The 24,646-nt window shown below is 62.3% G+C and carries 22 protein-coding genes; 12 read left to right on the top strand and 10 right to left on the bottom strand.

Features of this window, described 5'->3' with window-relative positions; translation table 11 throughout:
* Nucleotides 1-24: 24 nt before the first annotated feature.
* Nucleotides 25-783 carry an SDR family NAD(P)-dependent oxidoreductase gene (locus tag ABOA88_RS20650; protein ID WP_367852057.1) on the top strand — a complete coding sequence of 253 codons (759 nt, stop codon included), beginning with the start codon at nucleotides 25-27 and terminating at the stop codon, nucleotides 781-783.
* A gap of 9 nt (nucleotides 784-792) precedes the next feature.
* Here ABOA88_RS20650 and ABOA88_RS20645 read toward each other — a convergent pair whose 3' ends face one another.
* From ABOA88_RS20645 to ABOA88_RS20615, 7 genes are all read right to left on the bottom strand, one after another.
* Entirely contained in the window at nucleotides 793-1,662 is an 870-nt protein-coding gene (locus tag ABOA88_RS20645) for an efflux RND transporter periplasmic adaptor subunit (protein WP_196170092.1), read from the bottom strand.
* 12 nt (nucleotides 1,663-1,674) lie between these two features.
* On the bottom strand, nucleotides 1,675-1,881 hold the full coding sequence (locus ABOA88_RS20640; protein ID WP_043215762.1) for a DUF1656 domain-containing protein: 207 nt from the start codon (nucleotides 1,879-1,881) through the stop codon (nucleotides 1,675-1,677).
* Complete coding sequence (locus ABOA88_RS20635) at nucleotides 1,868-3,856, bottom strand: FUSC family protein (RefSeq protein ID WP_196170090.1); 1,989 nt, start codon at nucleotides 3,854-3,856, stop codon at nucleotides 1,868-1,870. Before ABOA88_RS20635 ends, ABOA88_RS20640 begins: the two co-directional genes overlap by 14 nt.
* A 211-nt stretch (nucleotides 3,857-4,067) precedes the next feature.
* Nucleotides 4,068-4,184 carry a cytochrome c oxidase subunit CcoM gene (gene ccoM, locus ABOA88_RS20630; protein WP_043215106.1) on the bottom strand — a complete coding sequence of 39 codons (117 nt, stop codon included), beginning with the start codon at nucleotides 4,182-4,184 and terminating at the stop codon, nucleotides 4,068-4,070.
* Nucleotides 4,185-4,318: 134 nt separating this feature from the next.
* Nucleotides 4,319-4,477, bottom strand: coding sequence for a hypothetical protein (locus ABOA88_RS20625; RefSeq protein ID WP_090345081.1), 159 nt, complete (start codon nucleotides 4,475-4,477; stop codon nucleotides 4,319-4,321).
* A 60-nt stretch (nucleotides 4,478-4,537) separates the two neighbouring features.
* Nucleotides 4,538-4,864 (bottom strand): aspartate-semialdehyde dehydrogenase, encoded by a 327-nt coding sequence (locus ABOA88_RS20620; protein ID WP_196170089.1) that lies wholly within the window; start codon nucleotides 4,862-4,864, stop codon nucleotides 4,538-4,540.
* A gap of 105 nt (nucleotides 4,865-4,969) precedes the next feature.
* On the bottom strand, nucleotides 4,970-5,668 hold the full coding sequence (locus ABOA88_RS20615) for a M949_RS01915 family surface polysaccharide biosynthesis protein (protein WP_196170088.1): 699 nt from the start codon (nucleotides 5,666-5,668) through the stop codon (nucleotides 4,970-4,972).
* A gap of 116 nt (nucleotides 5,669-5,784) precedes the next feature.
* Here ABOA88_RS20615 and rapA point away from each other — a divergent pair, with 116 nt between their 5' ends.
* Entirely contained in the window at nucleotides 5,785-8,631 is a 2,847-nt protein-coding gene (gene rapA / locus ABOA88_RS20610) for an RNA polymerase-associated protein RapA (RefSeq protein ID WP_196170087.1), read from the top strand.
* Between the two features lie 227 nt (nucleotides 8,632-8,858).
* The gene (locus ABOA88_RS20605; RefSeq protein ID WP_367852058.1) at nucleotides 8,859-11,123 is read left to right on the top strand and encodes a putative bifunctional diguanylate cyclase/phosphodiesterase; all 2,265 of its coding nucleotides are present in this window, start codon (nucleotides 8,859-8,861) and stop codon (nucleotides 11,121-11,123) included.
* Here ABOA88_RS20605 and ABOA88_RS20600 read toward each other — a convergent pair.
* Entirely contained in the window at nucleotides 11,023-11,910 is an 888-nt protein-coding gene (locus ABOA88_RS20600) for an NAD(P)-dependent oxidoreductase (protein WP_196170085.1), read from the bottom strand. The two genes, ABOA88_RS20605 and ABOA88_RS20600, sit on opposite strands and share 101 nt — an antisense overlap.
* A 123-nt stretch (nucleotides 11,911-12,033) precedes the next feature.
* Between ABOA88_RS20600 and ABOA88_RS20595 the strand changes: the two genes are divergently transcribed.
* The gene (locus tag ABOA88_RS20595; RefSeq protein ID WP_196170084.1) at nucleotides 12,034-14,214 is read left to right on the top strand and encodes a hypothetical protein; all 2,181 of its coding nucleotides are present in this window, start codon (nucleotides 12,034-12,036) and stop codon (nucleotides 14,212-14,214) included.
* A 223-nt stretch (nucleotides 14,215-14,437) separates the two neighbouring features.
* On the opposite strand, the gene ABOA88_RS20590 is transcribed toward ABOA88_RS20595, so the two are convergent.
* On the bottom strand, nucleotides 14,438-14,743 hold the full coding sequence (locus ABOA88_RS20590) for a DUF2288 domain-containing protein (protein WP_070094353.1): 306 nt from the start codon (nucleotides 14,741-14,743) through the stop codon (nucleotides 14,438-14,440).
* Nucleotides 14,744-15,099: 356 nt separating this feature from the next.
* Between ABOA88_RS20590 and ABOA88_RS20585 the strand changes: the two genes are divergently transcribed.
* From ABOA88_RS20585 to nhaA, 8 genes are all read left to right on the top strand, one after another.
* A complete protein-coding gene (locus ABOA88_RS20585) occupies nucleotides 15,100-16,215 on the top strand; it encodes a branched-chain amino acid ABC transporter substrate-binding protein (protein WP_196170083.1) in 1,116 nt (371 codons plus the stop codon).
* A 221-nt stretch (nucleotides 16,216-16,436) separates the two neighbouring features.
* Nucleotides 16,437-17,360 (top strand): high-affinity branched-chain amino acid ABC transporter permease LivH, encoded by a 924-nt coding sequence (livH, locus tag ABOA88_RS20580; RefSeq protein ID WP_043215131.1) that lies wholly within the window; start codon nucleotides 16,437-16,439, stop codon nucleotides 17,358-17,360.
* Nucleotides 17,357-18,613 carry a high-affinity branched-chain amino acid ABC transporter permease LivM gene (locus ABOA88_RS20575; RefSeq protein WP_196170081.1) on the top strand — a complete coding sequence of 419 codons (1,257 nt, stop codon included), beginning with the start codon at nucleotides 17,357-17,359 and terminating at the stop codon, nucleotides 18,611-18,613. Before livH ends, ABOA88_RS20575 begins: the two co-directional genes overlap by 4 nt.
* Complete coding sequence (gene livG, locus ABOA88_RS20570; protein ID WP_043215134.1) at nucleotides 18,610-19,377, top strand: high-affinity branched-chain amino acid ABC transporter ATP-binding protein LivG; 768 nt, start codon at nucleotides 18,610-18,612, stop codon at nucleotides 19,375-19,377. Before ABOA88_RS20575 ends, livG begins: the two co-directional genes overlap by 4 nt.
* Nucleotides 19,378-20,079, top strand: coding sequence for an ABC transporter ATP-binding protein (locus ABOA88_RS20565; RefSeq protein WP_043215137.1), 702 nt, complete (start codon nucleotides 19,378-19,380; stop codon nucleotides 20,077-20,079).
* A 188-nt stretch (nucleotides 20,080-20,267) separates the two neighbouring features.
* Complete coding sequence (locus tag ABOA88_RS20560; RefSeq protein ID WP_367852059.1) at nucleotides 20,268-20,942, top strand: COG3650 family protein; 675 nt, start codon at nucleotides 20,268-20,270, stop codon at nucleotides 20,940-20,942.
* Nucleotides 20,943-21,046: 104 nt separating this feature from the next.
* Nucleotides 21,047-22,660: an NAD(P)/FAD-dependent oxidoreductase gene (locus ABOA88_RS20555; protein WP_043213115.1), complete on the top strand. Its 1,614-nt coding sequence runs from the start codon at nucleotides 21,047-21,049 to the stop codon at nucleotides 22,658-22,660.
* A 221-nt stretch (nucleotides 22,661-22,881) separates the two neighbouring features.
* Entirely contained in the window at nucleotides 22,882-24,072 is a 1,191-nt protein-coding gene (gene nhaA, locus ABOA88_RS20550) for a Na+/H+ antiporter NhaA (RefSeq protein ID WP_196170078.1), read from the top strand.
* A gap of 67 nt (nucleotides 24,073-24,139) precedes the next feature.
* Here the strand turns inward: nhaA and ABOA88_RS20545 are convergent, their stop codons facing one another.
* Nucleotides 24,140-24,604: a glycine zipper 2TM domain-containing protein gene (locus tag ABOA88_RS20545; protein WP_043213112.1), complete on the bottom strand. Its 465-nt coding sequence runs from the start codon at nucleotides 24,602-24,604 to the stop codon at nucleotides 24,140-24,142.
* Nucleotides 24,605-24,646: the final 42 nt, after the last annotated feature.

The following is a 24,646-nucleotide window of genomic DNA, read 5'->3' as shown; positions in this document are numbered from 1 at the left end:
ACAGCCATCAACAAGGTAACCGACATGACCCGCAAACTTGCTTTGATCACCGGCGCCAGCCGAGGCCTGGGCAAGAACGCCGCCGAGCACTTGGCCGCGCGAGGCATCGACATCATCGGCACCTTCCACAGCAAGGCCGACGAAGCCCAAGCGCTCGCACGCCGCCTGGAGCAGGCCGGTGTGAAAGCCGCCATGCTGCACTTGGATGTGAGCGACAGCGCCAGTTTCGCGACCTTCGCCGAGCGTGTGGGCCAGACCCTGCAACAGCACTTTGGCCGGGAGCGTTTCGACTTTCTGGTGAACAATGCCGGCATCGGCCTGAACGTGCCGTTCACCGAGACCCGCGAGGCCCAGTTCGACCAGTTGCTCAACATCCAGCTCAAAGGGCCGTTCTTCCTGACCCAGCGCCTGCTGCCGCTGATGGTTGATGGCGGACGCATCGTCAATATCTCCACCGGCCTGACCCGCTTCGCCCTGCCTGGCTATGCCGCCTACGCAGCCATGAAAGGTGCGATGGAGGTGCTGACCCGCTATCAGGCTAAGGAGTTAGGAGCCCGGGGCATCCGTGTGAACATCCTGGCCCCCGGGGCGATCGAGACAGACTTCGGCGGTGGCGTGGTTCGCGACAACCAGCAGGTCAACGACTTCATTGCCAGTAACACAGCTCTGGGCCGGGTCGGTCTGCCCGATGACATCGGCGCGGCAATCGCCCTGCTGCTCGAAGACGGCAACGGCTGGATCACCGGCCAACGGCTGGAAGTATCCGGCGGCATGTTCCTTTGAGCCGGGCGCTCAGCGCTGAGCCTGTTCCTCATGAACCTGCACGCTGGCCGTCATGCCCGCGCTCAGGTTCATGCCCTGAGGAATCTGGTCCAGACGAATGCGCACCGGGATCCGTTGGGCCAGGCGCACCCAGTTGAAGGTCGGCTCGACCTCCGGCAGCAACTGGCTGTCGGGGTTGCTGTTGCTGTCGGTGATGCCGCGGCTGATGCTTTCTACGTGCCCATCGATCGACTCACCTGCGCCCATCAGCCAGACCTTGACCGGGTCGCCTACGCGAATGCGTGGCAGCTTGGTCTCCTCGAAATAGGCCTGGATATAAAAGGTCGAGTCGTCCACCAAGGCCATCACCGACTGCCCGGTGTTGACGTAGTTGCCCTGGGCCAGACGCAGGTTGGTGATGTGCCCGCTGCGCGGCGCACGCACTTCGCTGCGGTCCAGGTTTATCTTGGCCACCTGCAGCTGTGCCTGGGCTTCATGAAGTTCACCACGGGCAATGGCCGCGTTGATCTGCGCGTTCTCGCGCAGCTCGGCGCTGATGGCCTCTGGGCCGAGTGCGGTGCGCCGTGCCGCTTCGCGTTCACGCAGGCGCAATTGCTGGGCACGGGTTTCGGCCACAGCGCTGGCTTGGTCGTAGGCGGCCTGGAAGCGTTCGCGGTCGATGCTCATGAGCATATCGCCGGCCTTGACCTGCTGGTTGTCATGGACCTTCAGCTCGCGCACCCAGCCAGAGACGTCCGGGGCAATGACCACCACGTCCGCGCGGACCCGAGCGTCCCGCGTCCAGGGGGTGAGCATGTAGTACTGCCAGAGCTGGTAACCGGCGAAAACCGCCAGCGCCACCACACACAGGGTGACCAGGGTACGTACGGCTGTACGCATGGACTTCACTCCTTACAAGGGTCCCAGCAGGTGCACCACCAGGGACAGAACACAAACGAACAATGCGGCATCGAACAATGCTTCATGCCAGATCCAGCGCCCCAAAGGCGTGGCCTGCACCACCAGACGCAGCAATCCGGTAAGCGCCAGGGCCATCAGCACATAGACCAGAAACGGACTGAGCAACACGCCGCCCAGCGCCCACTCACGCAAGCCCATGGATTTCCTCCTGCCGGCGGCACCACTTGCCCCAGCTCCTTTGCAGTTGCAGCACCGCGCCAATAGCCAGGTGCAGCGGGTCGCTTGGCGGCTGGCGACGCAGGGCCTCGATGAATTGCTCGCTGGCCGCGTCCAGGCGCTGACCACGGCCCGGCGCCGGGCCACTGGCGAGCACGGTCTCCAACTGTTGCAAGTAATGACGCTCGGCTGCTGCCAGCGGCGCCTGGGCGACGGCAAGGCACATACGTAGGTGCACCAGCTCATCGCCGATATCCAGGCCGTGCAATCCATCGTCCCAACGCTTGCGCTCAGCCTCCGGCAGCTCGCTGGCGTGTCGCGCCAGTTGCATCAGGCGGTCGGCCATGCGCCCGCCGAACCAACTATCGGCTCCCCGCAGATCACGGCGGGTCAGACGCACCAGATCGCCCTGGGTCGCCTTGCGCAGCCGCCGACCGAGCCAGGCCGGATGACGCAGCACCAGCAGCCGAAACGCCAAGACCGCGGCCCCCACACCGATCAACATGGCCTGGGCGCTGTTGAGCATGGCAGCCACATCGAAATGCATGGTGTTCAGTGGTGCCACCAGCACGATGAAATGCAGGCAATAAGAGGTTGCCGTAGCGCCCGTGCGCGGGTGGGCCATGCCCAGGGCACCGAAGAACAGCGGCACGCCCATCCCAAGGCATAGCATCGCAAAGCTGCTCCACTGCGGCAGGAGGATCTGCCCCACCAGAAACGCCACCGGGATCGCCAAGAGGATCCCGCGTAAGAAGCTCAGTCCAATCTGCGCACCATTCTCACGGCTGGCGAACAAACTGCAGACCACACAGGTGAGCACCAAGCCGCCTGGCGCCGCCGGCCATGCAGTGGCCAGCCAGAAACTGCTCATGGCCAGGAACGCCAAGGCGCTGCGCGACCCAAACAGCAGCGCCAACGGCAAATCCCGGTGGGCCGCCAGGCTCTGGGACACTTCTTTAGGCGCCCTGCCCTGCTCCACGTCTTGCAAAGCCTGGGTCGCAGCCATGGCGAAGTCCAGCAACAGGGTCAGGCGCGCCAAGCAATAATGCTCGGCAGAGCTGATCTGCTCGTCATGGGCTGCATCCCAGAGGCGCTGGCGCAACAGCAGCAGGTTCGGCAGCTCAGGCGCCGCCAGCTGCGCGCGAACCTCTTCCAGCCACGGCGCCAGCCGACCGGCCTCGGTCTCGTCAAGCTGGCTCCATTGGCGCCGCACCGAACGCGAAATACGCAACAGCATCATCAGTTTCTGGCTCAATCCACGGATGGCTCGGGCGCGCTGACGGCCGCGGTGTCCTTCGAACCAGGCGTGTTCGCGCTGGGCATCGATGGCAACGATTCGCCCCAGAATTTCCAACAGCCCCTTACGCGCTTCGTCTTCGCCACCGAGCATGGCACTGCAGGCCTGCAGGCCGTTCTGCCAGGCCTGGCGTGCCTGGCCAGCGAGCTGCTGTTCGACCCGCAGCGGCCAGAGCAAGGCGCTGGTGGCAGTGGCGCAGACGATCCCCAGGCAGATCTCGGTACACCGCGCCACCGCCTGGTCGAACACTTGCAGCGGATGGTTGATCGCCGGCAAGGCGATGATCGCAACGGTATAGCCGGCCAGCACGAAGGCGTAGGCCCAGGCACTGCGCAACTGGGTGGACGCCGCCGTACACAGCGCCAGCCACAACGCCAAGGTGAGCAGGAACAACCACGGTGTCTGGGCGAACAGCCCCATGAATACCACCGACATGAACGTGCCCACCAAGGTCCCGGCCAACCGGGCCAGGCCCTTCTGCACCACCATGCCAGACAGCGGCTGGGCCACGATGAACGCCGTCATCAGCGCCCAGGACGGCTGCTCCAGGCCCCACCGCATGGCCAGCCACAACGCCAGGCCCCCGCCGAGCAAGGTCTTGATGGCGAACTTGACAGCGAGGGGGGTGGGAGCAAAAAGGGCCGTGAAAGTGATGGGCACGGAATCGGGCCTTGCGCAACGGTAATGGATGAAAAGATAGACAACGGCGCAAGGATAAAGCGGAATCGTTTAATTAGCTAGCTAAGCATCATTTCAATACCCGCCCGCTCCATCCGCATCAGCGGTTAACGCTGGGAGCCGAAAACACAGGCAAAAAAATGGGCGACCGAAGTCGCCCTAAATGCCTTGCGTGCTCGTGAATCAGGAAGGATCAGCGCGACTTGCGCTTGCTCGAGTCCTTCCAGATGAAAATGCCCAGACCGGCGAAGAACACCAACATCAACCCGACCGTTACCACACCGGCGATAACCACGTTGTCGAAGAACATGTCGGCCTCCCGTTCGTTTGCCGTTGTCCGATGGGTGCAAGGTAACGAATGCGGGAGCGGAAAAAATTGACGGGCGTCAATGGTGCCCAGGGGCGGGCACGCGAGGCGTGTACAGATTTGACATGCGTCAAATTTCAGCGCTTTTTCGGCTTGCCCTTGGGCTTCTTCTTGGATTTGCCCAACGGCATGGCCTGTTCGAAGGCCTGGCGCACTTCGTTCAGGCGCTTTTCCTTGAGGTCATGGATGCGCTTGCTGCGCTCGGCATCGAAATCGATCAGGTTGTCTTGGCTCATGGCAGGCTCGACTGACAGCAGAGGCTTGCATGATGAAGCCTGACGCCGGTGCTGACCAGCTCAGACTTCGATATCCACCAACAGCCCCTGACGCGGCCGCTCGCCCAGCGGCGATACCGGCACGGTGTTGTCGGCGTTGAGCTCATCATCGGGCACGGCGCTAAACGGCTCATCCTGGCCTTTTTGCCGACGCTGCTGTTGTCGGCGTTGTTCTTCGCGCAGCAACAGGGCTTGTTCCTGTGGGTCGCGCTGGTGACGCAGATCGATGGTGCCGTCGCTGGAACTGGGCTGCGCGGGGACCACCGGCGGAATGTTCGGGGTGGGTTTGACCGGATCCTGTTGCGAGGTCACCGGTGCGGCGCTGAGTGGAATGATGGGCGGCAGCATGGAAATCGTCTCCTGTTACCCTTGTATCGGCCAACCCCCAGTCGCCTTGAGCGACCGCTCGCAGCCGCCTTCATGGTCAGGTGCCCAGAGTATAGGACACGGCCCTCACTCGACCTCGACGTCATCCTCCGTCGGCTCATCGGCCGGCGGACTGGCTTCGCTCCAGGGCCGCTTGTAGACCTGCTGCCACACCGCATCCATGTGGTCGCGCAACACCTGCGGCGCGTTCTTGAGCGAGGCGCTGTCCTCGCGCTCACCGCCGACCGGTTCCTCACCGGCCGGGGTGATCAGTGACTGGCCGGTAATGCTGTAGACCGCCTGCCCTTCACGCATCTCGATGGCGATGTCATGGGGAGCGATACCGCCACCACAGAAGGCATGGCTGGCCACGGTCAGTTCGGCGACGCCGTCCTTGTTCAGGTCGCTGACATCACTGACATCAGTGTAGAAGTCCACGTCCAGGTCCAATCCCGGGCAACTGGTCTCCTGTTCGATCTGCCAGCGTGACTTGAACGCATCCGCGTCCGCGCTACGCCCATAGAGAGTGGCCTTGAGCACCACCTTGTCGACTTCCTGCTCGGTTTCAGCGTCGGTGGCCTGGCCATCAGCCCGGCTGAGCACCAGCAGGCCTTCGCCGTCGCGGTCACGGAAATGCACACTCTTGATGGGGGTCTGCACGCCGAGCACTTCCAACTGTTCGGCCGGAATAGGCGGCAAGGTCTCGAAGTCTTTCTGGCCACAGGCAGCCAGCAGCAAACTGCTCAGGGCCAGGGAGGCATTCAACCAGCGGTGCTTGGCAAGCATGGTGGCGTGGGCCCTCGTTGTGCAACGGTATTCGTCGATGAAGCAGCTAGACTCTTTGGTCTACCCGGCCCTATCCGTTAACATAGCCGGCTTTTCATCGCGGGAGTTCAGGCAGTATGGCGCAGCAGTATCAACCGGGGCAACGCTGGATCAGTGACAGCGAAGCCGAGCTCGGCCTGGGGACCATCCTGGCGCAGGATGGCCGCCTGCTGACCGTGCTCTACCCGGCCACTGGCGACACCCGCCAGTATTCCCTGCGCAATGCGCCACTGACCCGCGTGCGCTTCTCGCCTGGCGACCAGATCACTCACTTCGAGGGTTGGAAGCTGACCGTGCGCGAGGTCGAGGACGCCGATGGCCTGCTGGTCTACCACGGCCTAGACGGCCAGAACCAGGCGCGTGTCCTGCCGGAGACCCAGCTGTCCAACTTCATCCAGTTCCGTCTGGCCAGCGACCGTCTGTTCGCCGGGCAGATCGACCCACTGTCGTGGTTCTCCCTGCGCTACAACACCTTGCAGCACACCAGCAAACAGATGCTCTCGACCCTGTGGGGTCTGGGCGGCTGCCGCGCCCAGCCGATCGCGCACCAGTTGCACATCGCCCGCGAAGTAGCTGACCGTATTGCACCACGGGTCCTGCTGGCCGACGAAGTAGGCCTGGGCAAGACCATCGAAGCAGGCCTGGTGATCCACCGCCAACTGCTTTGCGGGCGCGCCAGCCGCGTGCTGATCCTGGTGCCGGAAAACCTGCAGCATCAGTGGCTGGTGGAGATGCGTCGACGCTTCAACCTGCAAGTGGCGCTGTTCGATGCTGAGCGCTTCATCGAAAGCGACGCCAGCAACCCGTTCGAAGACGCCCAGCTTGCCCTGGTGGCACTGGAGTGGCTGGTCGAAGACGAAAAGGCCCAGGACGCCCTGTTCGCCGCTGGTTGGGACCTGATGGTCGTCGACGAAGCCCACCACCTGGTCTGGCACGAAGAACAGGCGAGCCCCGAGTACGCCTTGGTCGAACAACTGGCCCAGGTCATCCCGGGTGTGCTGCTGCTCACCGCCACTCCCGAGCAACTAGGCCAGGACAGCCACTTCGCCCGCCTGCGCCTGCTCGACCCCAACCGTTTCCACGACCTGGCCGCCTTCCGCGCCGAGAGCGAGCACTATCGCCCGGTTGCCGAAGCCGTTCAGGAACTGCTCGACGAAGGCCGTCTGTCACCCAAGGCCCACGCCACCATCGAAGGTTTCCTCGGTGCCGAGGGCGAAGCCCTGCTGGCCGCTGTCACCGACGGCGACAGCCAGGCCAGCGCACGCCTGATCCGCGAGCTGCTCGACCGCCACGGCACCGGCCGCGTGCTGTTCCGTAACACCCGCGCGGCGATCCAGGGCTTCCCGGAGCGCCAGTTGCACCCCTACCCGTTGGCCAACCCGGAGCAATACCACGAGCTGCCGAGCGGCGAACGTGCCGAGCTCTATCCGGAAGTGGCCTTCCAGGCCCAGGGCGAGACCAGCGACGACGAGCGCTGGTGGCGCTTCGACCCACGGGTCGACTGGCTGATCGACACCCTGAAGATGCTCAAGCGCACCAAGGTGTTGGTGATCTGCGCCCACGCCGAGACAGCCATGGACCTGGAGGACGCCCTGCGCGTGCGCTCTGGCATTCCGGCCACGGTGTTCCACGAGGGTATGAGTATCCTGGAGCGCGACCGCGCTGCCGCCTACTTCGCCGACGAAGAGTTTGGCGCCCAGGTGCTGATCTGCTCGGAAATCGGCAGCGAAGGCCGCAACTTCCAGTTCGCCCACCACCTGGTCATGTTCGATCTGCCGGCCCACCCGGACCTACTCGAGCAGCGCATCGGCCGCCTGGACCGTATCGGACAGAAACACACCATCGAGCTGCACATCCCCTACCTGCAGGACAGCCCGCAGGAGCGCCTGTTCCAGTGGTACCACCAGGGCCTGAACGCCTTCCTGGCCACCTGCCCGACTGGCAACGCCTTGCAGCACCAGTTCGGCCCGCGCCTGCTGCCGCTGCTCGAAGGGGGTGACAGCAAGGCCTGGGAGGCGCTGGTGGATGAAGCCCGTGCGGAGCGCGAGCGCCTGGAAGCCGAACTGCACAGCGGCCGCGACCGACTGCTGGAGCTCAACTCCGGCGGTGCGGGCGAAGGTCAGGCACTGGTCGAGGCGATCCTCGAACAAGACGACCAGTTCGCCCTGCCTATTTATATGGAAACCCTGTTCGACGCCTTTGGCATCGACAGCGAAGACCACTCGGAAAACGCGCTGATCCTCAAACCGAGCGAGAAGATGCTCGACGCCAGCTTCCCGCTGGGCGACGACGAAGGCGTGACCATCACCTATGACCGCAACCAGGCGCTCTCGCGCGAGGACATGCAGTTCCTGACCTGGGAACACCCGATGGTCCAGGGCGGTATGGACCTGGTGCTGTCCGGTTCCATGGGCAACACGGCGGTGGCGCTGATCAAGAACAAGGCGCTCAAGCCCGGCACCGTGCTGCTCGAGCTGCTCTATGTCAGTGAAGTGGTCGCCCCTCGCAGCCTGCAGCTGGGGCGTTACCTGCCTTCAGCGGCCCTGCGCTGCCTGCTCGATGCCAACGGCAACGACCTGAGCCCACGTGTGGCCTTCGAAACCCTCAATGACCAGTTGGAAAGCGTGCCCAAGGCCAGCGCCAACAAGTTCGTCCAAGCCCAGCGGGATGTACTGGCCAAGCGCATCGCCAGCGGCGAAGCCAAGGTCATGCCAAGCCATGTCGAGCGCGTGGCCGAGGCGCAGCGCCGCCTGGCCGCCGAAGCTGACGAAGAACTGGCCCGCCTGACCGCGCTCAAGGCCGTCAACCCGAGCGTACGCGACAGCGAAATCGACGCCCTGCGCAAGCAGCGCGAAGAAGGCCTGGCCATGCTGGAAAAGGCCGCCCTGCGCCTGGAGGCGATCCGCGTATTGGTCGCGGGCTGATCAGCGCCCCCTCGCAGGCTTCGCCAGCGCCTACATTGTTCCGACGACGTGTAGGCGCTGGCGCTCATCGCCAAGCTTAGATCCCCACGCTATTAAGCCAATATCCAAATGGTTGAAATCAAAGTGCCATTAATCAGGAAGGCTTAACCACTCATTTCTATACTGCTGCAGAACGGTCTCCACCGGCTTTTTTGGGGACGAGTGCAAACTCGACGAAGAGGCATGCAATGGAGTGGTTGGGACTGCAATTGTTCGCCAAGCTGCCGACTACCGGCCAGATTTTCCTGGACTGCCGCCATGACCCCCTGCTGGTCCTGCTTGCCTTCGGGGTGGCCTGCATTGCATGTTTCGCGACGCTGGACATGGCCGAACGCCAGAGCCAGAGCGAAGACCCCACGGCCCGACGGCAATGGCGTGTACTGGGCGCCTGTTGCCTGGCCGCCGGCATCTGGGCACTGCACTTCATCAGCACACTGGCTTTGCAGACACCGGTCGATATTCGCTACGACGTCCCGATGACCGGCTTGTCGCTGCTGATCGCCCTGCTCACCGCTTGGTTCGCGATGAACAGCCTCGATCGGAACGAAATGCGTCTGGGCCATTACGTGCAAAGCGCCCTGCTGACCGGGCTGGGCATCGTACTCATGCATTTCGCGGGGATGGCTGGGCTACAGATCAACGCCAACCAGTTCTACGAGCCCGTCCTGACGCTCCTGGCGCTGGCCGTCACCCTCGGCGCCAGCCTTCTGGTGCTGTCGATGGGGCGTTATTTCAGCCAGGGCAGCGGCACCCTGCACCTGGCCAGCAAGTACGCCGCCAGCCTGCTGATAGCAGGCGGCCTGATCGGCACACACTTCATCAACATGGCTGCCATGACGCTGGTAGTGCCCGCCGACAGTGCCTTGCACCTGCCCTCGGCCGACAACAGCCTGCAATTGGGCCTGACCGTCGCCTTCATTACCCTTCTGATCAGCGGCAGCAGCATCAGCGCCGCCTTGTCCGACAGAAAACTACAGAGCAAGGAGCACGACCTGCGTCGGGTCAATGTCCTGCTCAGCCAATTGGACCAGGCGCGCGCCTCCCTGCAGCAGGCCGCCCACTACGATGCTCTGACCAACCTGGTCAACCGCCGCGGTTTCAACCAAGTCTTCGCCGAGCGCCTGTGTGAACACGCCAACAGCGAAAACCGGCTGGCGGTGATGTTCCTGGACATCGATCATTTCAAGCGGATCAACGACAGCCTCGGCCACGCCGCAGGCGACGAGTTGCTCAAGGTCATCGCCGGCCACATCAAGGCCGCCACCCGCAACCAGGACCTGGTGGCCCGTTTTGGCGGCGACGAGTTCTGCATCGTCACCAGCCTCAACAGCCGCGACGAAGCGCGCCACCTGGCCCAGCGCATCATGCAAAGGATGAAGGACCCCATCGACCTGGGCGGTCGGCGCATGGTCATGACCACCAGCATCGGCATCAGCATCTTCCCTGATGATGGGCGCACGGCCGAAGAGCTGCTCAAGAATGCCGATCTGGCGCTGTACCAGTCCAAGGGCTGCGGGCGCAACAGCCTGAACTTTTTCAACAGCAGCCTGAAGACGCGCGCGACACTGGAATTGCAACTGGAAGAAGAGCTGCGCGTGGCCCTGCTCGAAGAGCGGGGGCTGTGCGTTCACTACCAGCCGATCTTCGACCTGCACAATGGCCAGGTCGCAAAGCTCGAAGCCCTGGTGCGCTGGCAGCATCCCCAGCATGGGCTGCTCAGCCCGGACCGCTTCATCGGTATCGCCGAAACCAATGGCCTGATCGCCGACCTAGACCTGTGGGTACTGCGCCGTGCCTGTCATGACCTGGCGCAGCTCAATCGCCACGGCTATCGCAACCTCAAAGTCACGGTCAATTGCTCGGCGGTGACCCTTGGCCGCGAGGAGTTGCCCAACGAAGTGGAAAGGGCGCTGTTCCAGGCTGGCCTGTCTGCTCCTCAACTGGAACTGGAAGTCACCGAGAACGCCTTGATGGGCGATATCCAGCGGGTCGTCAGCCTGCTCAAGCGCATTCGCGCCCAAGGCGTGGCCCTGTCGATCGATGATTTCGGCACCGGGTATTCATCGCTGGCCTACCTCAGGCGCCTGCCGCTGGACGTACTCAAGGTCGATCGGTCGTTCATTCAGGACGTGGCAGGGAGCCAGAAGGATCGCGAGATTGTCCAAGCGATCATCATCATGGCCCACACCCTGCACCTGCAGGTGGTCACCGAGGGCGTCGAGACCATCGAGCAGCATGCCTTCCTCGCCGCACACGGCTGTGATTTCCTGCAGGGCTACCTACTCAGCCGCCCTGTGCCCCTGGCCGAACTTAAGCCGATCCTCGAGCGGCTCGACGGCCAGGAGCCAACGTTCAGTCCTTGCGGCGATACAGCTCTACCAGTGTCGCCGGATCTTTTTGCAGATACCCCTGGCTACCGTGCAAGCGCATCAGTTGCGCAGCCAGGCCACTGACCGGTGTCGCCGAACCCTGTTCGCGAGAGAATTTCACCGCTGTGTCCAAGTCCTTGAGCAACGTGCGCACATGCCACTTGATCGGTTCGAAACGGCTTTCGGCCATTTGAGGCGCCAGGATCTGCAGCGGCTTGGAGTCGGCAAAGCCGCCAGCCAGGGCCTCGGCGATCAGCCGCGCGTCAACGCCCGATTGCTCGGCCAGCGCGACAACCTCGGCGATGACCAGCGCGTTGCAGGCTACGATCATCTGATTGCAGGCCTTGGTCACCTGGCCTGCCCCCACGCCGCCCATGTGCGTGACCCGCTGCCCCAGGGTCAACAATACTGGACGCACGCGCTCCAGATCCTGCGCCTCGCCCCCCACCATGATTGCCAGCGTGCCGGCCTCGGCCCCCGGAGTACCACCGGAGACCGGCGCATCCAGCCAGGCCATGCCGCACAGAGTGGCAAGCTCGGCCGCCATCTCACGGGTAGCGGTCGGTTCCAGGCTGGAGAAGTCCACCAATAGCTGGCCGTCACGCCCGCCCTGGGCGATGCCGTGCTCGCCGAATACTACCTCCCGCACCACGGCCGTATCGGCCAGGCACAGCAGCACGATGTCCGTGTCGCGGCACAACTCGGCGGGGCTGGCGGCCTGGCGCGCACCGGCCGCCACCAGTTCGGCGCACTTTTGCGGGTTGCGGTTCCAGACCGTCAACGGGTAACCCGCCGCCAGCAAGCGCCGGCACATCGGCAGCCCCATCAAACCGATTCCGGCGAACCCCAGCGAAGGCAATGCAGTACTCATGAAAACTCCAGGCAGACGATTAAAGAAGCATGACAAACAGACGATACAGTCGCGTAATCCCACCCGTGATGGCTAGATGACACAACTGTCCGACGGCCCACCACCCAAGGCAAATGGCGCACTATGACCCTAACAACTACTTCTGCCAATGCGGTGCCCGAGTCGTCGATCCCCTCCCCCCTGCCAACGGGTACCGCCCGGGACCTTGCGCCTGTACGCAGTGCGCCCACGCAGCAATACCTGTACTACACCGAGCCGGACATCCAACGCATCCTCGATAATCTCGATGGTCTGCGTGATCTGGTGTTTCCGCAGAACCTGCACGCCGAGGATGAGAACCTGCTGCGCCTGGAGCAGCAGTTCCCGTCGGTATGCCTGATCGGTCTGGGCCGCTGCGGCTCGAACATCGCCCTTGACGTGGCCGAGCTGGTCTACAACGCCCGCACATTCTTCCTCAACGAGTTCAACAACGAGGATCGGCACAAGAGCGAAACCGGCTACAGCCCGGCGCGCTGGATCCGCCAGAACCTGCGTCTGGTACAGAACAAGGCCATGAAGCCGGTGTTTCTGGTGGAGCCGCTGGTGATGCTCGGCGACCTGGACAAGGACATTGCCGGGCGCATCCGCTTCTCCCGCCAGGGCGAACGTGGCGGGTTCTTGCGCGACTACAGCAAGATGAAAATCATGGACCTGTCCGAGGTCCATGCCGGCGGGGCCGGTAACGCGCCGATCCTAGGCCAGTACCTGGCCAAGATCATCCTCAACAAGGACACACAGCGTTTCTCCAGCGCCGACTGGAAACTGATCCACTCGTACCTGATCGACTCCTGCGGCATCAAGGCCAACCAGTCGCGCCTGTACTTCTATATCTTCAGCGCCGGCGGCGGTACCGGCTCGGGCATGGCCTCGGAATTCGGCCTGGCCCAGCAGTACTCGTACATGAACAAGACCTTCGATACCAAGCCAGCCGACGAGAACGACGGCAAGAGCGGTCACTCGTTCGTCTTCGAACCGATCTTCACCAGCGGCATCTGCGTGCTGCCGAACATCTCCGACCACCGCAGCGAGATGTCCGAGGCATTGCACATCAATGCCGGGCGCCTGTTGTGCAAGTACCTGTCGGAAGAATGGGACTTCTCGTACAACTTCGATAACGAAGACAGCAGCGAAGCCAGCGTCATGGGGCGCATCCGCCCTTGGAACGCCATGATGCTCATCTCCAACGACATCATGCGCTATGCCGAGGAAAGCGACGACGGCACGATCCAGAACATCGACGTCAACGCCATGGAGAAGCACGCCAACCAGTACATCTCCCAGCAGATCTTCAACATCCTCACGGCCCAGGCCGTGACCACCGACTACGACCAGAATTACTTCCGTCGCGCCGGCATCGACATTGGCGAAACCATTCGCCTGGACGCCAACGACCTGTTCATGAGCCTGGCGGGCCCGGTCGCCATCGCCTATGCCGAGTCGGTGGTGCCGGAACGCCCTGCGCCAGCCTCGGACAAGTTCAAGGTGTTCGAAAAGGAAAGCCCGCGACTGGACATCGACGATCTGTTCTTCCGCTCCATCGATCTGCCGCACTTCAACAAGCAGACCCAGGCCATCGAAGGGATCAGCCTGCTGCCGATCGAATCGCGTCGCTACCGCGCGGCGCTCGAGCAATACCAAGCGTCCGGCTATGACGCCGCGGCCCTGCACGACCTGCACTTCTTCAAGAACTGCTCCTCGGTGGTGTCGATCGTGTCGCTGCCCAAGGACTACAAGCTGTCGTACATGGACCTGAACCGGCTCAAGACCCACCTCAACAGCCTGTTCCCCAACACCACGCTCAAGCGCTACGCGCTGGTCATCGGCGCCTCGGCGAATCTGTCGCTGACCACCCTGATCGCCAAGAGTCCGTGCCTGTCGGACGACTTCCTGACACTGATCGTGGCCTTCATCAAGCGCTGCTTCGCGCGTACCCCGTACCGCTTCGACGACACGCTGGACAACGCCATCCTCGAATTCATCACCAGCGAGCACTTCGCCGAAGAACGCATCGACGACCTGCTCAACGAGTTCGAAAACCCGGCCAAGATCCTCGACACCAACTGGTACGCGATCAAACCGATGTACGAGAAGAAGTACCGCGAGTTGATCAACGACAAGAGCCGCTTCGTCTCGATCAACGACATCCGCCTGTCACGCGAGTGCGTGAAGAAGGCAGTGAAGTACCTGCGCGAGATCTTCCGCCACCGGATTGGCAAGACTCGGGTCATCTCCCTGAACAACCACACCGGGCGAGTGGATTACTAACGGAACGCTTGGGGCCGCGTCGTGGCCCATCGCAGGCTTCGCCAGCGCCAAGGATTCAACAGGCGCTGGCGAAGCCTGAAACGGGATGCCCATTACGCATGCCGTAAACTGTTACCGCCACGCCGAACCGCGGCGCCGTTGTTACTTGTTTCCACCTTACGTGAGCGTCAACGCGCACCCTTGTGGCGCGCTGTGCGTTTTCGCGCACTAAAAAAGCCCGGGCTTATTCCGGTTTCTTCACCTGGATCACAATGAACGGCGAAACGACCACCGCCCAGATCTCTGGATCGCGGCTTTGCAGGTCCAGCGCCTGCTCTGCGGAGACGGGCGCCACAGTGCCATCATTGCGCCACTTGGCGAAGATCTCGCTGCGATTCTCGGCCATCGCCTCGGCAACAGCGATCAGGTCCAGGCTAGGGTCGACCCAAATCAGGTCACCCTTGGCCCAGAAACGCTCCAATGCTTTCCACTCGATGATTGCCGTCTCGCCGAGCAATTTGGCATAGAGGGTGCTTGCTTGATCAGTCATGGGTTCCTACCGGCAGAAATGTGGCATTTGAAAAGGCCGGCATTTTTGCAGAAAAACCCGGTTTCAAATACGTAAATTGGTCGATCAGTCCCGAAGTTGTGGGGTGGGGCCAAGGATGCAGGCAAAGCAATGGCGCTTTTCTGTATCTTTGTTTCGATCAGGCGACACCCGGAGAACGTCGCGCTTTTCGCCCGCTTTTCAAGCGCTCGAAGGGCGCTCTACACTGTACCGGTACAGTTCCGGGACACGTTCCGGGGAAGGTAGGCTTGCGACATGGCGTGGCCATGCCGGAGCCGCCCGATCTGTAGCCCTGGCCGCCAGGACTATAAGAATTACAACAGAATGAGTGGAGCACTATGATCAAGATTTCCAAGCTGTTCGCCGCAATGGTTCTGGCCGGGGTTGCCAGCCATTCGTTTGCCGCCGACACCATCAAGATTGGTATCGCCGGCCCTAAGACCGGTCCGGTCACCCAGTATGGCGACATGCAGTTCATCGGCGCGAAGAAAGCCATCGAGGACATCAACGCCAAAGGCGGTATCGACGGCAAGATGCTCGAGGCCAAGGAATACGACGACGCGTGCGACCCTAAACAGGCCGTGGCAGTCGCCAACAAAGTGGTCAACGATGGCGTCAAGTTCGTGGTCGGCCACCTGTGCTCCAGTTCCACTCAGCCTGCGTCGGACATCTACGAAGACGAAGGCGTGATCATGATCACCCCGGCTGCCACCAGCCCGGAAATCACCGCCCGTGGCTACAAGCTGATCTTCCGCACCATCGGCCTGGACAGCGCCCAGGGCCCTGCCGCCGGCAACTACATTGCCGACCACGTCAAGCCGAAGGTCGTCGCGGTCCTGCACGATAAGCAGCAGTACGGCGAAGGCATCGCCACCGCGGTCAAGCAGACCCTGGAAGGCAAGAACGTCAAGGTCGCTGTCTTCGAAGGCCTGAACGCCGGTGACAAGGACTTCTCCTCGATCATCCAGAAGCTCAAGCAGAACAACGTCGACTTCGTCTACTACGGCGGCTACCACCCAGAGCTGGGCCTGATCCTGCGCCAAGCCCAGGAAAAAGGCCTGAAAGCCAAGTTCATGGGCCCGGAAGGCGTGGGTAACGACTCCATCTCGCAGATCGCCCAGAACGCCTCCGAAGGCCTGCTGGTGACTCTGCCGAAGTCCTTCGACCAGGACCCGGCGAACAAGGCAATCGTCGACGCCATCAAGGCTGACGGCAAAGACCCGAGCGGCCCGTTCGTATTCCCGGCCTACTCGGCCGTCGAGTTGATTGCCGAAGGCATCAAGGCCGCCAAGTCCGAAGACACCGACAAAGTGGCTGCCGCCATCCACGCCGGCAAGTTCAAGACCCCGACCGGCGAGCTGTCCTACGACGAGAAAGGCGACCTGAAGGACTTCAAGTTCGTGGTCTACGAATGGCACTTCGGCAAACCGAAGACCGAAGTCTCTCCCCAGTAACAGCGTGACTAGCTAACCGAAAGCCCACTGTGTGAGCAGTGGGCTTTGTTTTACGAGGTTCATGGGCCCGATTCCCGCGATCCGGGAGGGGGTTCACCTGAAAATCTTAAAACCGTCACCCGCGGTTCCCTGGCCGTGCCTGTCATCGTTGCCAAGCCCTCGATACGGGACGGGTTCACCACCCGCCAGCGAATGCAAATCAGGTTTTTAGGAGCGCTGTAATGCCTGAGATCTACCATTTCTTCCAACAACTGGTTAATGGATTGACCATCGGCAGCACCTATGCCTTGATCGCCATCGGCTACACGATGGTGTACGGCATCATTGGCATGATCAACTTCGCCCACGGCGAGGTGTACATGATCGGTTCCTACGTGGCCTTCATCGCCCTCGCGGGCCTGGCCATGATGGGTATCCATTCGCTGCCGATCCTGATGACCGTCGCCTTCGTCGCGACGATCTTCGTCACCAGTGCCTATGGCTATAGCATCGAACGGGTCGCCTACCGGCCGCTGCGCAACAGCAACCGCCTGATCCCGCTGATCTCTGCCATCGGTATGTCGATCTTCCTGCAAAACACTGTCCTGCTTTCCCAGGACTCCAAGGACAAATCCATCCCCAACCTGATTCCGGGCGCCTTCTCGTTCGGGCCGGGCGGTGCAGAGGAAGTCCTGGTGTCCTACATGCAGATTCTGGTGTTCGTGGTCACATTGGTGGCCATGACCTGCCTGACCCTGTTCATCTCCCGTTCCCGTCTGGGGCGCGCCTGCCGTGCCTGCGCCGAGGACATCAAGATGGCCAACCTGCTAGGCATCAACACCAACAACATCATCGCCCTGACCTTCGTCATCGGCGCCGCGCTGGCGGCGGTGGCGGCCGTGCTGCTGAGCATGCAGTACGGGGTGATCAACCCCAACGCCGGCTTCCTGGTGGGCCTCAAAGCCTTCACCGCGGCGGTACTGGGCGGCATCGGCAGTATCCCGGGCGCCATGCTCGGCGGGCTGGTGCTGGGCGTGGCCGAAGCGTTTGGTGCCGATATCTTCGGCGACCAGTACAAGGACGTCGTTGCGTTCGGCTTGTTGGTTCTTGTCCTGCTGTTCCGGCCGACCGGCATCCTGGGCCGTCCGGAGGTTGAAAAAGTATGAACAGAAATCTCAAACAGGCGTTCTTCAGCGCCTTGCTGGTATGGGCTGTGGCCTTCCCGGTGCTGGGCCTGAAACTGAGCATCGATGGCATCAGCCTGGCCGTGCATAGCCAGGGCTCGTTCACCATCAGCATCATCGCCGTGTGCTCGGTGCTGATGTTCCTGCGCGTGCTGTTCGACAAGCAGTGGAATTCAGTGCTGGGCCGCCGTTCGGATCGCAAACTGATTCCTCCGGCCGTCACCAACTACCTGACCCTGCCCAAGACCCAGCGCTATGTGATCATGGGTTTGATCGTCGCGGCGCTCGTGTGGCCGTTCTTCGGCTCGCGCGGCGCGGTCGACATCGCCACATTGATCCTGATCTACGTGTTGCTGGGCCTTGGCCTGAACATCGTGGTCGGCTTGGCTGGACTGCTCGACCTGGGTTATGTCGGCTTCTACGCCGTCGGCGCCTATAGCTATGCCATGCTCTCGCACTATCTGGGCTGGAGCTTCTGGGTATGCTTGCCGATCGCCGGCTTGATGGCCGCCACGTTCGGCTTCCTGCTCGGCTTCCCGGTGCTGCGCCTACGCGGTGACTACCTGGCGATCGTGACCCTCGGCTTCGGCGAGATCATCCGCCTGTTCCTGCGTAACCTCACCGACTGGACCGGCGGCCCCAACGGCATCAGCAACATCCCCAAGCCGGAGTTCTTCGGCCTGACCTTCGAACGCCGCGCCGCCGAGGGAATGCAGACCTTCCATGAGTTCTTCGGCCTGCAGTACAACTCGATCAACAAGGTCATCTTCCTCTACCTGGTGGCCCTGCTGCTGGCGTTGCTGGCGCTGTTCGTCATCAACCGCCTGCTGCGCATGCCGATCGGCCGCGCCTGGGAAGCGTTGCGCGAGGACGAGATCGCCTGCCGTGCGCTGGGCCTGAACCCGACCGTGATCAAGCTGTCGGCCTTCACCCTCGGTGCGTGCTTCGCAGGTTTCGCCGGTAGTTTCTTCGCGGCCCGTCAGGGTCTGGTGACACCGGAGTCGTTCACCTTCATCGAGTCGGCGATCATCCTCGCCATCGTCGTGCTGGGCGGCATGGGCTCGCAGTTGGGCGTGATCCTCGCGGCCATCGTGATGATCCTGCTGCCGGAGCTCATGCGTGAGTTCAGTGAGTACCGGATGCTGATGTTCGGTGCCCTGATGGTGTTGATGATGATCTGGCGTCCGCAGGGCCTTCTGCCTATGCAACGTCCCCATATGGAGCTGCGTCGATGAGCCGCGAAATTCTGCAAGTCAGCGGCCTGAGCATGCGCTTCGGCGGCTTGTTGGCGGTCAACGGCGTGGGCCTGACCGTCAAGGAGAAACAAGTGGTGGCGCTGATCGGCCCGAACGGCGCCGGCAAAACCACCGTCTTCAATTGCCTGACCGGCTTCTACAAGCCCAGCGGCGGCACCATCCTGCTCGATGGCCAGCCGATCCAGGGCCTGGCCGGCCATGAGATCGCCCGCAAAGGCGTGGTACGGACCTTCCAGAACGTGCGTCTGTTCAAGGAAATGACCGCCCTGGAAAACCTGCTGATCGCCCAGCACCGCCACCTGAACACCAACTTCTTCGCAGGCCTGTTCAAGACCCCGAGCTTCCGCCGCAGCGAGAAGGAAGCCATGGAACGCGCACAGTACTGGCTGGAGAAGGTCAACCTGACCGAGTTCGCCAACCGTACCGCCGGCACCCTGGCCTACGGCCAGCAACGCCGCCTGGAGATCGCCCGCTGCATGATGACCCAGCCCCGGATCATCATGCTCGACGAACCAGCCGCCGGCCTGAACCCCAAGGAGACCGAGGACCTCAAGGCCTTGATCGCCTACCTGCGCGAATCCCACAACGTGACCGTGCTGCTGATCGAGCATGACATGAAGCTGGTGATGAGCATTTCCGACCACATCGTGGTGATCAACCAGGGCACGCCCCTGGCCGATGGCACGCCGGAAGAAATTCGCGGCAACCCTGATGTGATCAAGGCCTACCTGGGGGAGGCGTAAATGCTGAAGTTCGAGAACGTTTCCACCTTCTACGGCAAGATCCAGGCGCTGCACAGCGTCAACGTGGAGATCAACCAGGGCGAGATCGTCACCCTGATCGGTGCCAACGGCGCTGGCAAATCCACCCTGCTGATGACCCTCTGCGGCTCGCCCCAGGCCCACAGCGGCAGCATCAAGTACCTGGGTGAAGAGCTGGTCGGCCAACCCTCCTCGCACATCATGCGCAAGAGTATCGCGGTGGTTCCGGAAGGCCGCCGTGTGTTCGCCCGCCTGACCGTCGAAGAGAACCTGGCCATGGGCGGTTTCTTCACCAACAAGGGCGATTACCAGGAGCAGTTGGACAAGGTCCTGCAGCTGTTCCCGCGCCTGAAGGAACGCTACGTGCAGCGAGGCGGCACCATGTCCGGTGGCGAGCAACAGATGCTGGCCATCGGCCGGGCGCTGATGAGCAAGCCCAAGTTGTTGCTGCTCGATGAGCCCTCGCTGGGCCTGGCACCGATCATCATCCAGCAGATCTTCGACATCATCGAGCAACTGCGCCGTGACGGCGTGACGGTGTTCCTGGTCGAACAGAACGCCAACCAGGCGTTGAAGATCGCCGACCGCGCCTATGTGCTGGAAAACGGCAAGGTGGTGATGCAGGGCACCGGTGAAGCGCTGCTGGTCGACCCGAAGGTACGCGACGCCTATCTGGGCGGCTGATCGACCTACGATTGAAAAAAGGGCCTTCGGGCCCTTTTTTCATGGATGAAAGGCTGGCGCCTCATTCACCAGGCATGCCCTCCCGTTTTACCCGCGAACACGCCGGCACAGTCAACCCCACGCTTGTGATACACGTCCAGCCTGAGTAACGTGGCCAGCTCTTTTGCAACGTTTTCGGAGCCCGCCCCATGCGCCTCACCCCTCCCCTGCTGCTCGCCACCCTGCTGCCGCTGTTCGCCGGCTGCCAGCTCATGGCGGACAAGCCGGTCAATCCGAACATCGGCACCACCCGCATGCAGGGCGAACTGAGCGCCGGGGGCGGGCAGTTGCTGTTCAAGCCCTGCAATGAAGCCCGCCGCTTCGTGGTCAGCGATGCCGCCGGTACCGGCATCCTGCAGGAGGCAGCCAATCTGGCCGACGACGCAGGCGACAAGCTGTTCGCCGATGTTCGTGGCAGCCTGACCGGCACCAAGCAGGCCAACAACGACGGCCGCCTGGAAGTACAACGCCTGTATCGCCTCGAACCTTCCGCACAGGCTTGCGAAGACCCCAACTTCAAGCAACTGACGCTGCGCGCCGACGGCCACGAGCCGGATTGGGCGATCAAGGCCAGCGGCAAGGGCATGGTGCTGGAGCGTGTCGGCAAGGACCCACTGCCTCTGCCTTATCTGGAAGAGCAGATGCCTGGCGGTGGCTTGAGCCTGTCCAGCGAAGCCAACGGCCAGCGCATCGAGCTGTGGGTCGCCCCGCAACGCTGCATCGATGGTGCCACCGGAGCTGTTCGCCACCTGCGCGCCGAGCTTCGTATCGATGGCCAGACCCTGCAAGGCTGCGGCTACTACGGCGGTGCCCGCGACAACTGATCACCGGGGCGCTTTTATCCTCCAGTCAGGAAGGCTAACAGCTTATACTTGGCGGTTTGTGTAAAGCCGCCGGCCGCCCCATGGCCGGGATACTGGACCCTGCCATGCTACGAATCACCGAACTGAAGCTGCCCCTGGACCACTCCGATGAAGCCCTGCGTGACGCGATCGTCGAGCGTCTGGGTATCACCGATGAGCAACTGCTCAGCTTCACCCTGTTCAAGCGCAGCTACGATGCCCGCAAGAAGAACAGCGAAATGCTGTTCATCTACACCATCGACCTGGAGGCGAGCAACGAAGCGCAACTGCTGCGCAAGTTCGCTGACGATCGCAACATCGGTGTTGCACCCGATGTCAGCTACAAATTCGTCGGCCATGCACCCACCGACCTGCAAGAACGGCCGATCGTGGTTGGCTTCGGCCCCTGCGGCATCTTCGCAGGCCTGTTGCTGGCGCAGATGGGCTTTCGCCCGATCATCCTGGAGCGTGGCAAGGAAGTACGCCAGCGCACCAAGGACACATGGGGCCTGTGGCGCAAGAGCGTGCTCAACCCTGAGTCCAACGTCCAGTTCGGTGAAGGCGGCGCCGGCACCTTCTCCGACGGCAAGCTGTACAGCCAGATCAAGGACCCGAACCACCATGGCCGCAAGGTCCTGGAAGAGTTCGTCAAGGCCGGTGCGCCGGAAGAAATCCTCTACATCAACAAACCGCACATCGGCACCTTCCGACTGACCGGCATGGTCGAGCAGATGCGCCAGGACATGATTGCCCTGGGCGCGGAAGTCCGCTTCGAGCAAAAGGTCACCGACCTGCTGATCGATGACGGTCAACTGACCGGCGTGGTGCTGGAGAGCGGCGAACAGTTGCACTCGCGCCATGTGGTCCTGGCCTTGGGTCACAGTGCTCGCGATACCTTCCGCATGCTCCATGCCAAAGGCATCTACATGGAAGCCAAGCCGTTCTCGGTCGGCTTCCGCATCGAACACCCACAGTCGCTGATCGACAAGGCGCGCCTGGGTAAATATGCCGGGCACCCGAAGCTGGGTGCTGCCGACTACAAGCTGGTGCACCATGCCAAAAACGGCCGTTCGGTCTACAGCTTCTGCATGTGCCCGGGCGGCACCGTGGTCGCCGCCACCAGCGAGCCGGGCCGTGTGGTCACCAACGGCATGAGCCAATACTCGCGTAACGAGCGCAACGCCAACTCCGGTATCGTCGTCGGCATTGATCCGGAGCGCGACTACCCGGGTGGCCCGCTGGCGGGTATCGAACTGCAGGAACGCCTGGAGTCCCATGCCTACGTGATGGGCGGCAGCAATTATCAGGCGCCTGCGCAGTTGGTAGGCGATTTCGTCGCTGGCCGTCCCTCTACTGAACTGGGCAGCGTTGAACCTTCCTACAAGCCAGGTGTGACCCTGGGCGACCTGGCGCCGAGCCTGCCGGACTTCGCCATCGAGGCCATCCGCGAAGCGCTGCCGGCGTTCGACCGCCAGATCAAGGGCTACAACCTGCACGACGCTGTACTGACCGGCATCGAGACACGCACGTCCTCGCCGGTGCGCATCACCCGAGGTGCAGACTACCAAAGCCTCAACCTCAAGGGGTTGTTCCCGGCAGGTGAAGGCGCAGGTTATGCCGGCGGCATCCTTTCCGCAGGCGTCGATGGCATTCGTATCGCCGAAGCCGTAGCGCGGGACATGCTTGGGCTCGATGCCTGACTCAGATGGAAATGAGGGCTGACGCACAGCCCTCAACTGAGCCAAAAGATCAGAAAACCCCCTCACCGATGCCAGATTTTTTCCATCACGGCGTCCGGCAAAAGCCCTTTAGGCTTCGCAGATCGAGCCGTAAAAACCTATAACAAAAGCGCAGGGCGTTTTTGTTCCAATACCCCACGCCCCCACGCTAGGGTGTACGTCTTTTTCATCCGAGCCCGTTCATGGAGACCCGTCAGGCCGTGCGTACCCTCATTACCCGTTTTCTCCAGCTTGAGGCCGCCGGTGGCCTGCTGCTGATCGCCGCGGCGGTCCTCGCCCTGGTCGTCAACAACTCTCCCCTTTCCTATCTATATGGCGGCCTGCTCGACGTGCCGGTCGCCGTGCAGGTCGGCGCCCTGCAGATCGCCAAGCCTCTGCTGCTGTGGATCAACGACGGCCTGATGGCGCTGTTTTTTCTGCTGATCGGCCTGGAGGTCAAGCGCGAGGTCATCGAGGGTCAGTTGTCCAAACCTTCCCAGGTGATCCTCCCGGCCACCGCCGCCATCGGCGGCATGTTGGTGCCCGCGCTGATCTATTGGTTGATCAACCGGGACAACCCGGCTGCCATCGCCGGCTGGGCCATTCCCACCGCCACCGATATCGCGTTCGCCCTGGGCGTGCTGGCGCTGCTCGGCAAGCGGGTACCGGTGTCGCTGAAACTGTTCCTGATGACCCTGGCGATCATCGACGACCTGGGCGCCATCGTCATCATCGCCCTGTTCTACTCCGGTACCCTGTCAAACGTTTCGCTGATGCTGGCGGGTGCTTGCCTGCTGACCCTGTTAGCGATGAACCGGCTGGGCGTGATCAAGCTGACACCCTACCTGCTGGTGGGCCTGATCCTCTGGGTCTGCGTGCTCAAGAGCGGCGTCCACGCGACCCTGGCCGGTGTGGCCCTGGCCCTGTGCATTCCACTGCGCACCCGTCATGCCGCCTCCTCACCACTGCTGCGCCTTGAACACGCCCTGCATCCCTGGGTCGCCTATGCCATCCTGCCTTTGTTCGCCTTTGCCAATGCCGGTGTCTCTCTCGCAGGCATGACCCTGGACAGTTTCACTCATCCCGTTCCCCTGGGTATCGCCGTCGGCCTGTTACTGGGCAAGACGGTCGGCGTATTCGGCCTGACCTGGCTTGCGGTCAAGCTGCGGCTGGCTGCGTTACCTGCAGGCGCAAACTGGGGGCAGGTGCTGGGCGTTGCGATCCTGTGCGGCATCGGCTTCACCATGAGCTTGTTCGTCGGCTCCCTGGCCTTCGCACCGGGGGACAGCGAGTTTGCCGGCATGGACCGCATGGGCATTCTTACTGGTTCTCTGTTCGCGGCCCTGATCGGTTACGCAATAACTGCGATGGCCAGCCGCAAACCCATCAACTGATCATTACGGCAACAAAAAACCCCGACCGGCGTAAGCCGAGTCGGGGTTTTTCATTACCTCAGTACGATCAGTGCGTCACACGGCTGGTGCCATCGACAGTCATGATGCGCACGCGCTCACCCACACGGAAGATTTCGTTCTGCTGCACTTGCTGCACATAGGCACGCATGCTGCCGTCGTCTTCGCGAACGGTGATTTCCACACCCTGGGTACGGGTCAGGCCTTCTTCGGCGGCGGAGCCTGCCAAGCCACCGGCCACGGCCCCAATCACGGCGGCGACGATGCTGCCGCGACCGCCACCAATGGCACTACCAGCCACACCGCCAACCACGGCACCTGCACCACCACCGATCGGGGTCTTGGTGCCTTCGATTTTCACCGGACGCAGGGACTCGATAGTGCCCATGCGTACGGTCTGTACGCGGCGGGCCTCATCTCGGGAATAGCTGTCACCGGTCAGACTGGAAGCACAACCGCCGAGCAGCAGCGACATGGTGGTGAAACTCGCCACCAGCAAAACGGATTTACGCATGGGAAACTCTCCATAAGTCAGGTGTCCATTAGACCCCGCGCG

Source organism: Pseudomonas sp. PKS (assembly GCF_051913525.1).
Classification (GTDB): domain Bacteria; phylum Pseudomonadota; class Gammaproteobacteria; order Pseudomonadales; family Pseudomonadaceae; genus Aquipseudomonas; species Aquipseudomonas guariconensis_D.
The sequence above is the reverse complement of the archived record's forward strand: the minus strand, read 5'-3'. Positions and strand labels throughout refer to the sequence as shown.

Coding starts and splice junctions, on each gene's coding strand:
- ABOA88_RS20650 (WP_367852057.1), top strand. CDS start 25: ATGACCCGCAAACTTGCTTTGATCACCGGCGCCAGCCGAGGCCTGGGC.
- ABOA88_RS20645 (WP_196170092.1), bottom strand. CDS start 1,662: ATGCGTACAGCCGTACGTACCCTGGTCACCCTGTGTGTGGTGGCGCTG.
- ABOA88_RS20640 (WP_043215762.1), bottom strand. CDS start 1,881: ATGGGCTTGCGTGAGTGGGCGCTGGGCGGCGTGTTGCTCAGTCCGTTT.
- ccoM (WP_043215106.1), bottom strand. CDS start 4,184: ATGTTCTTCGACAACGTGGTTATCGCCGGTGTGGTAACGGTCGGGTTG.
- ABOA88_RS20625 (WP_090345081.1), bottom strand. CDS start 4,477: ATGAGCCAAGACAACCTGATCGATTTCGATGCCGAGCGCAGCAAGCGC.
- ABOA88_RS20620 (WP_196170089.1), bottom strand. CDS start 4,864: ATGCTGCCGCCCATCATTCCACTCAGCGCCGCACCGGTGACCTCGCAA.
- ABOA88_RS20615 (WP_196170088.1), bottom strand. CDS start 5,668: ATGCTTGCCAAGCACCGCTGGTTGAATGCCTCCCTGGCCCTGAGCAGT.
- rapA (WP_196170087.1), top strand. CDS start 5,785: ATGGCGCAGCAGTATCAACCGGGGCAACGCTGGATCAGTGACAGCGAA.
- ABOA88_RS20605 (WP_367852058.1), top strand. CDS start 8,859: ATGGAGTGGTTGGGACTGCAATTGTTCGCCAAGCTGCCGACTACCGGC.
- ABOA88_RS20600 (WP_196170085.1), bottom strand. CDS start 11,910: ATGAGTACTGCATTGCCTTCGCTGGGGTTCGCCGGAATCGGTTTGATG.
- ABOA88_RS20595 (WP_196170084.1), top strand. CDS start 12,034: ATGACCCTAACAACTACTTCTGCCAATGCGGTGCCCGAGTCGTCGATC.
- ABOA88_RS20590 (WP_070094353.1), bottom strand. CDS start 14,743: ATGACTGATCAAGCAAGCACCCTCTATGCCAAATTGCTCGGCGAGACG.
- ABOA88_RS20585 (WP_196170083.1), top strand. CDS start 15,100: ATGATCAAGATTTCCAAGCTGTTCGCCGCAATGGTTCTGGCCGGGGTT.
- livH (WP_043215131.1), top strand. CDS start 16,437: ATGCCTGAGATCTACCATTTCTTCCAACAACTGGTTAATGGATTGACC.
- ABOA88_RS20575 (WP_196170081.1), top strand. CDS start 17,357: ATGAACAGAAATCTCAAACAGGCGTTCTTCAGCGCCTTGCTGGTATGG.
- livG (WP_043215134.1), top strand. CDS start 18,610: ATGAGCCGCGAAATTCTGCAAGTCAGCGGCCTGAGCATGCGCTTCGGC.
- ABOA88_RS20565 (WP_043215137.1), top strand. CDS start 19,378: ATGCTGAAGTTCGAGAACGTTTCCACCTTCTACGGCAAGATCCAGGCG.
- ABOA88_RS20560 (WP_367852059.1), top strand. CDS start 20,268: ATGCGCCTCACCCCTCCCCTGCTGCTCGCCACCCTGCTGCCGCTGTTC.
- ABOA88_RS20555 (WP_043213115.1), top strand. CDS start 21,047: ATGCTACGAATCACCGAACTGAAGCTGCCCCTGGACCACTCCGATGAA.
- nhaA (WP_196170078.1), top strand. CDS start 22,882: ATGGAGACCCGTCAGGCCGTGCGTACCCTCATTACCCGTTTTCTCCAG.
- ABOA88_RS20545 (WP_043213112.1), bottom strand. CDS start 24,604: ATGCGTAAATCCGTTTTGCTGGTGGCGAGTTTCACCACCATGTCGCTG.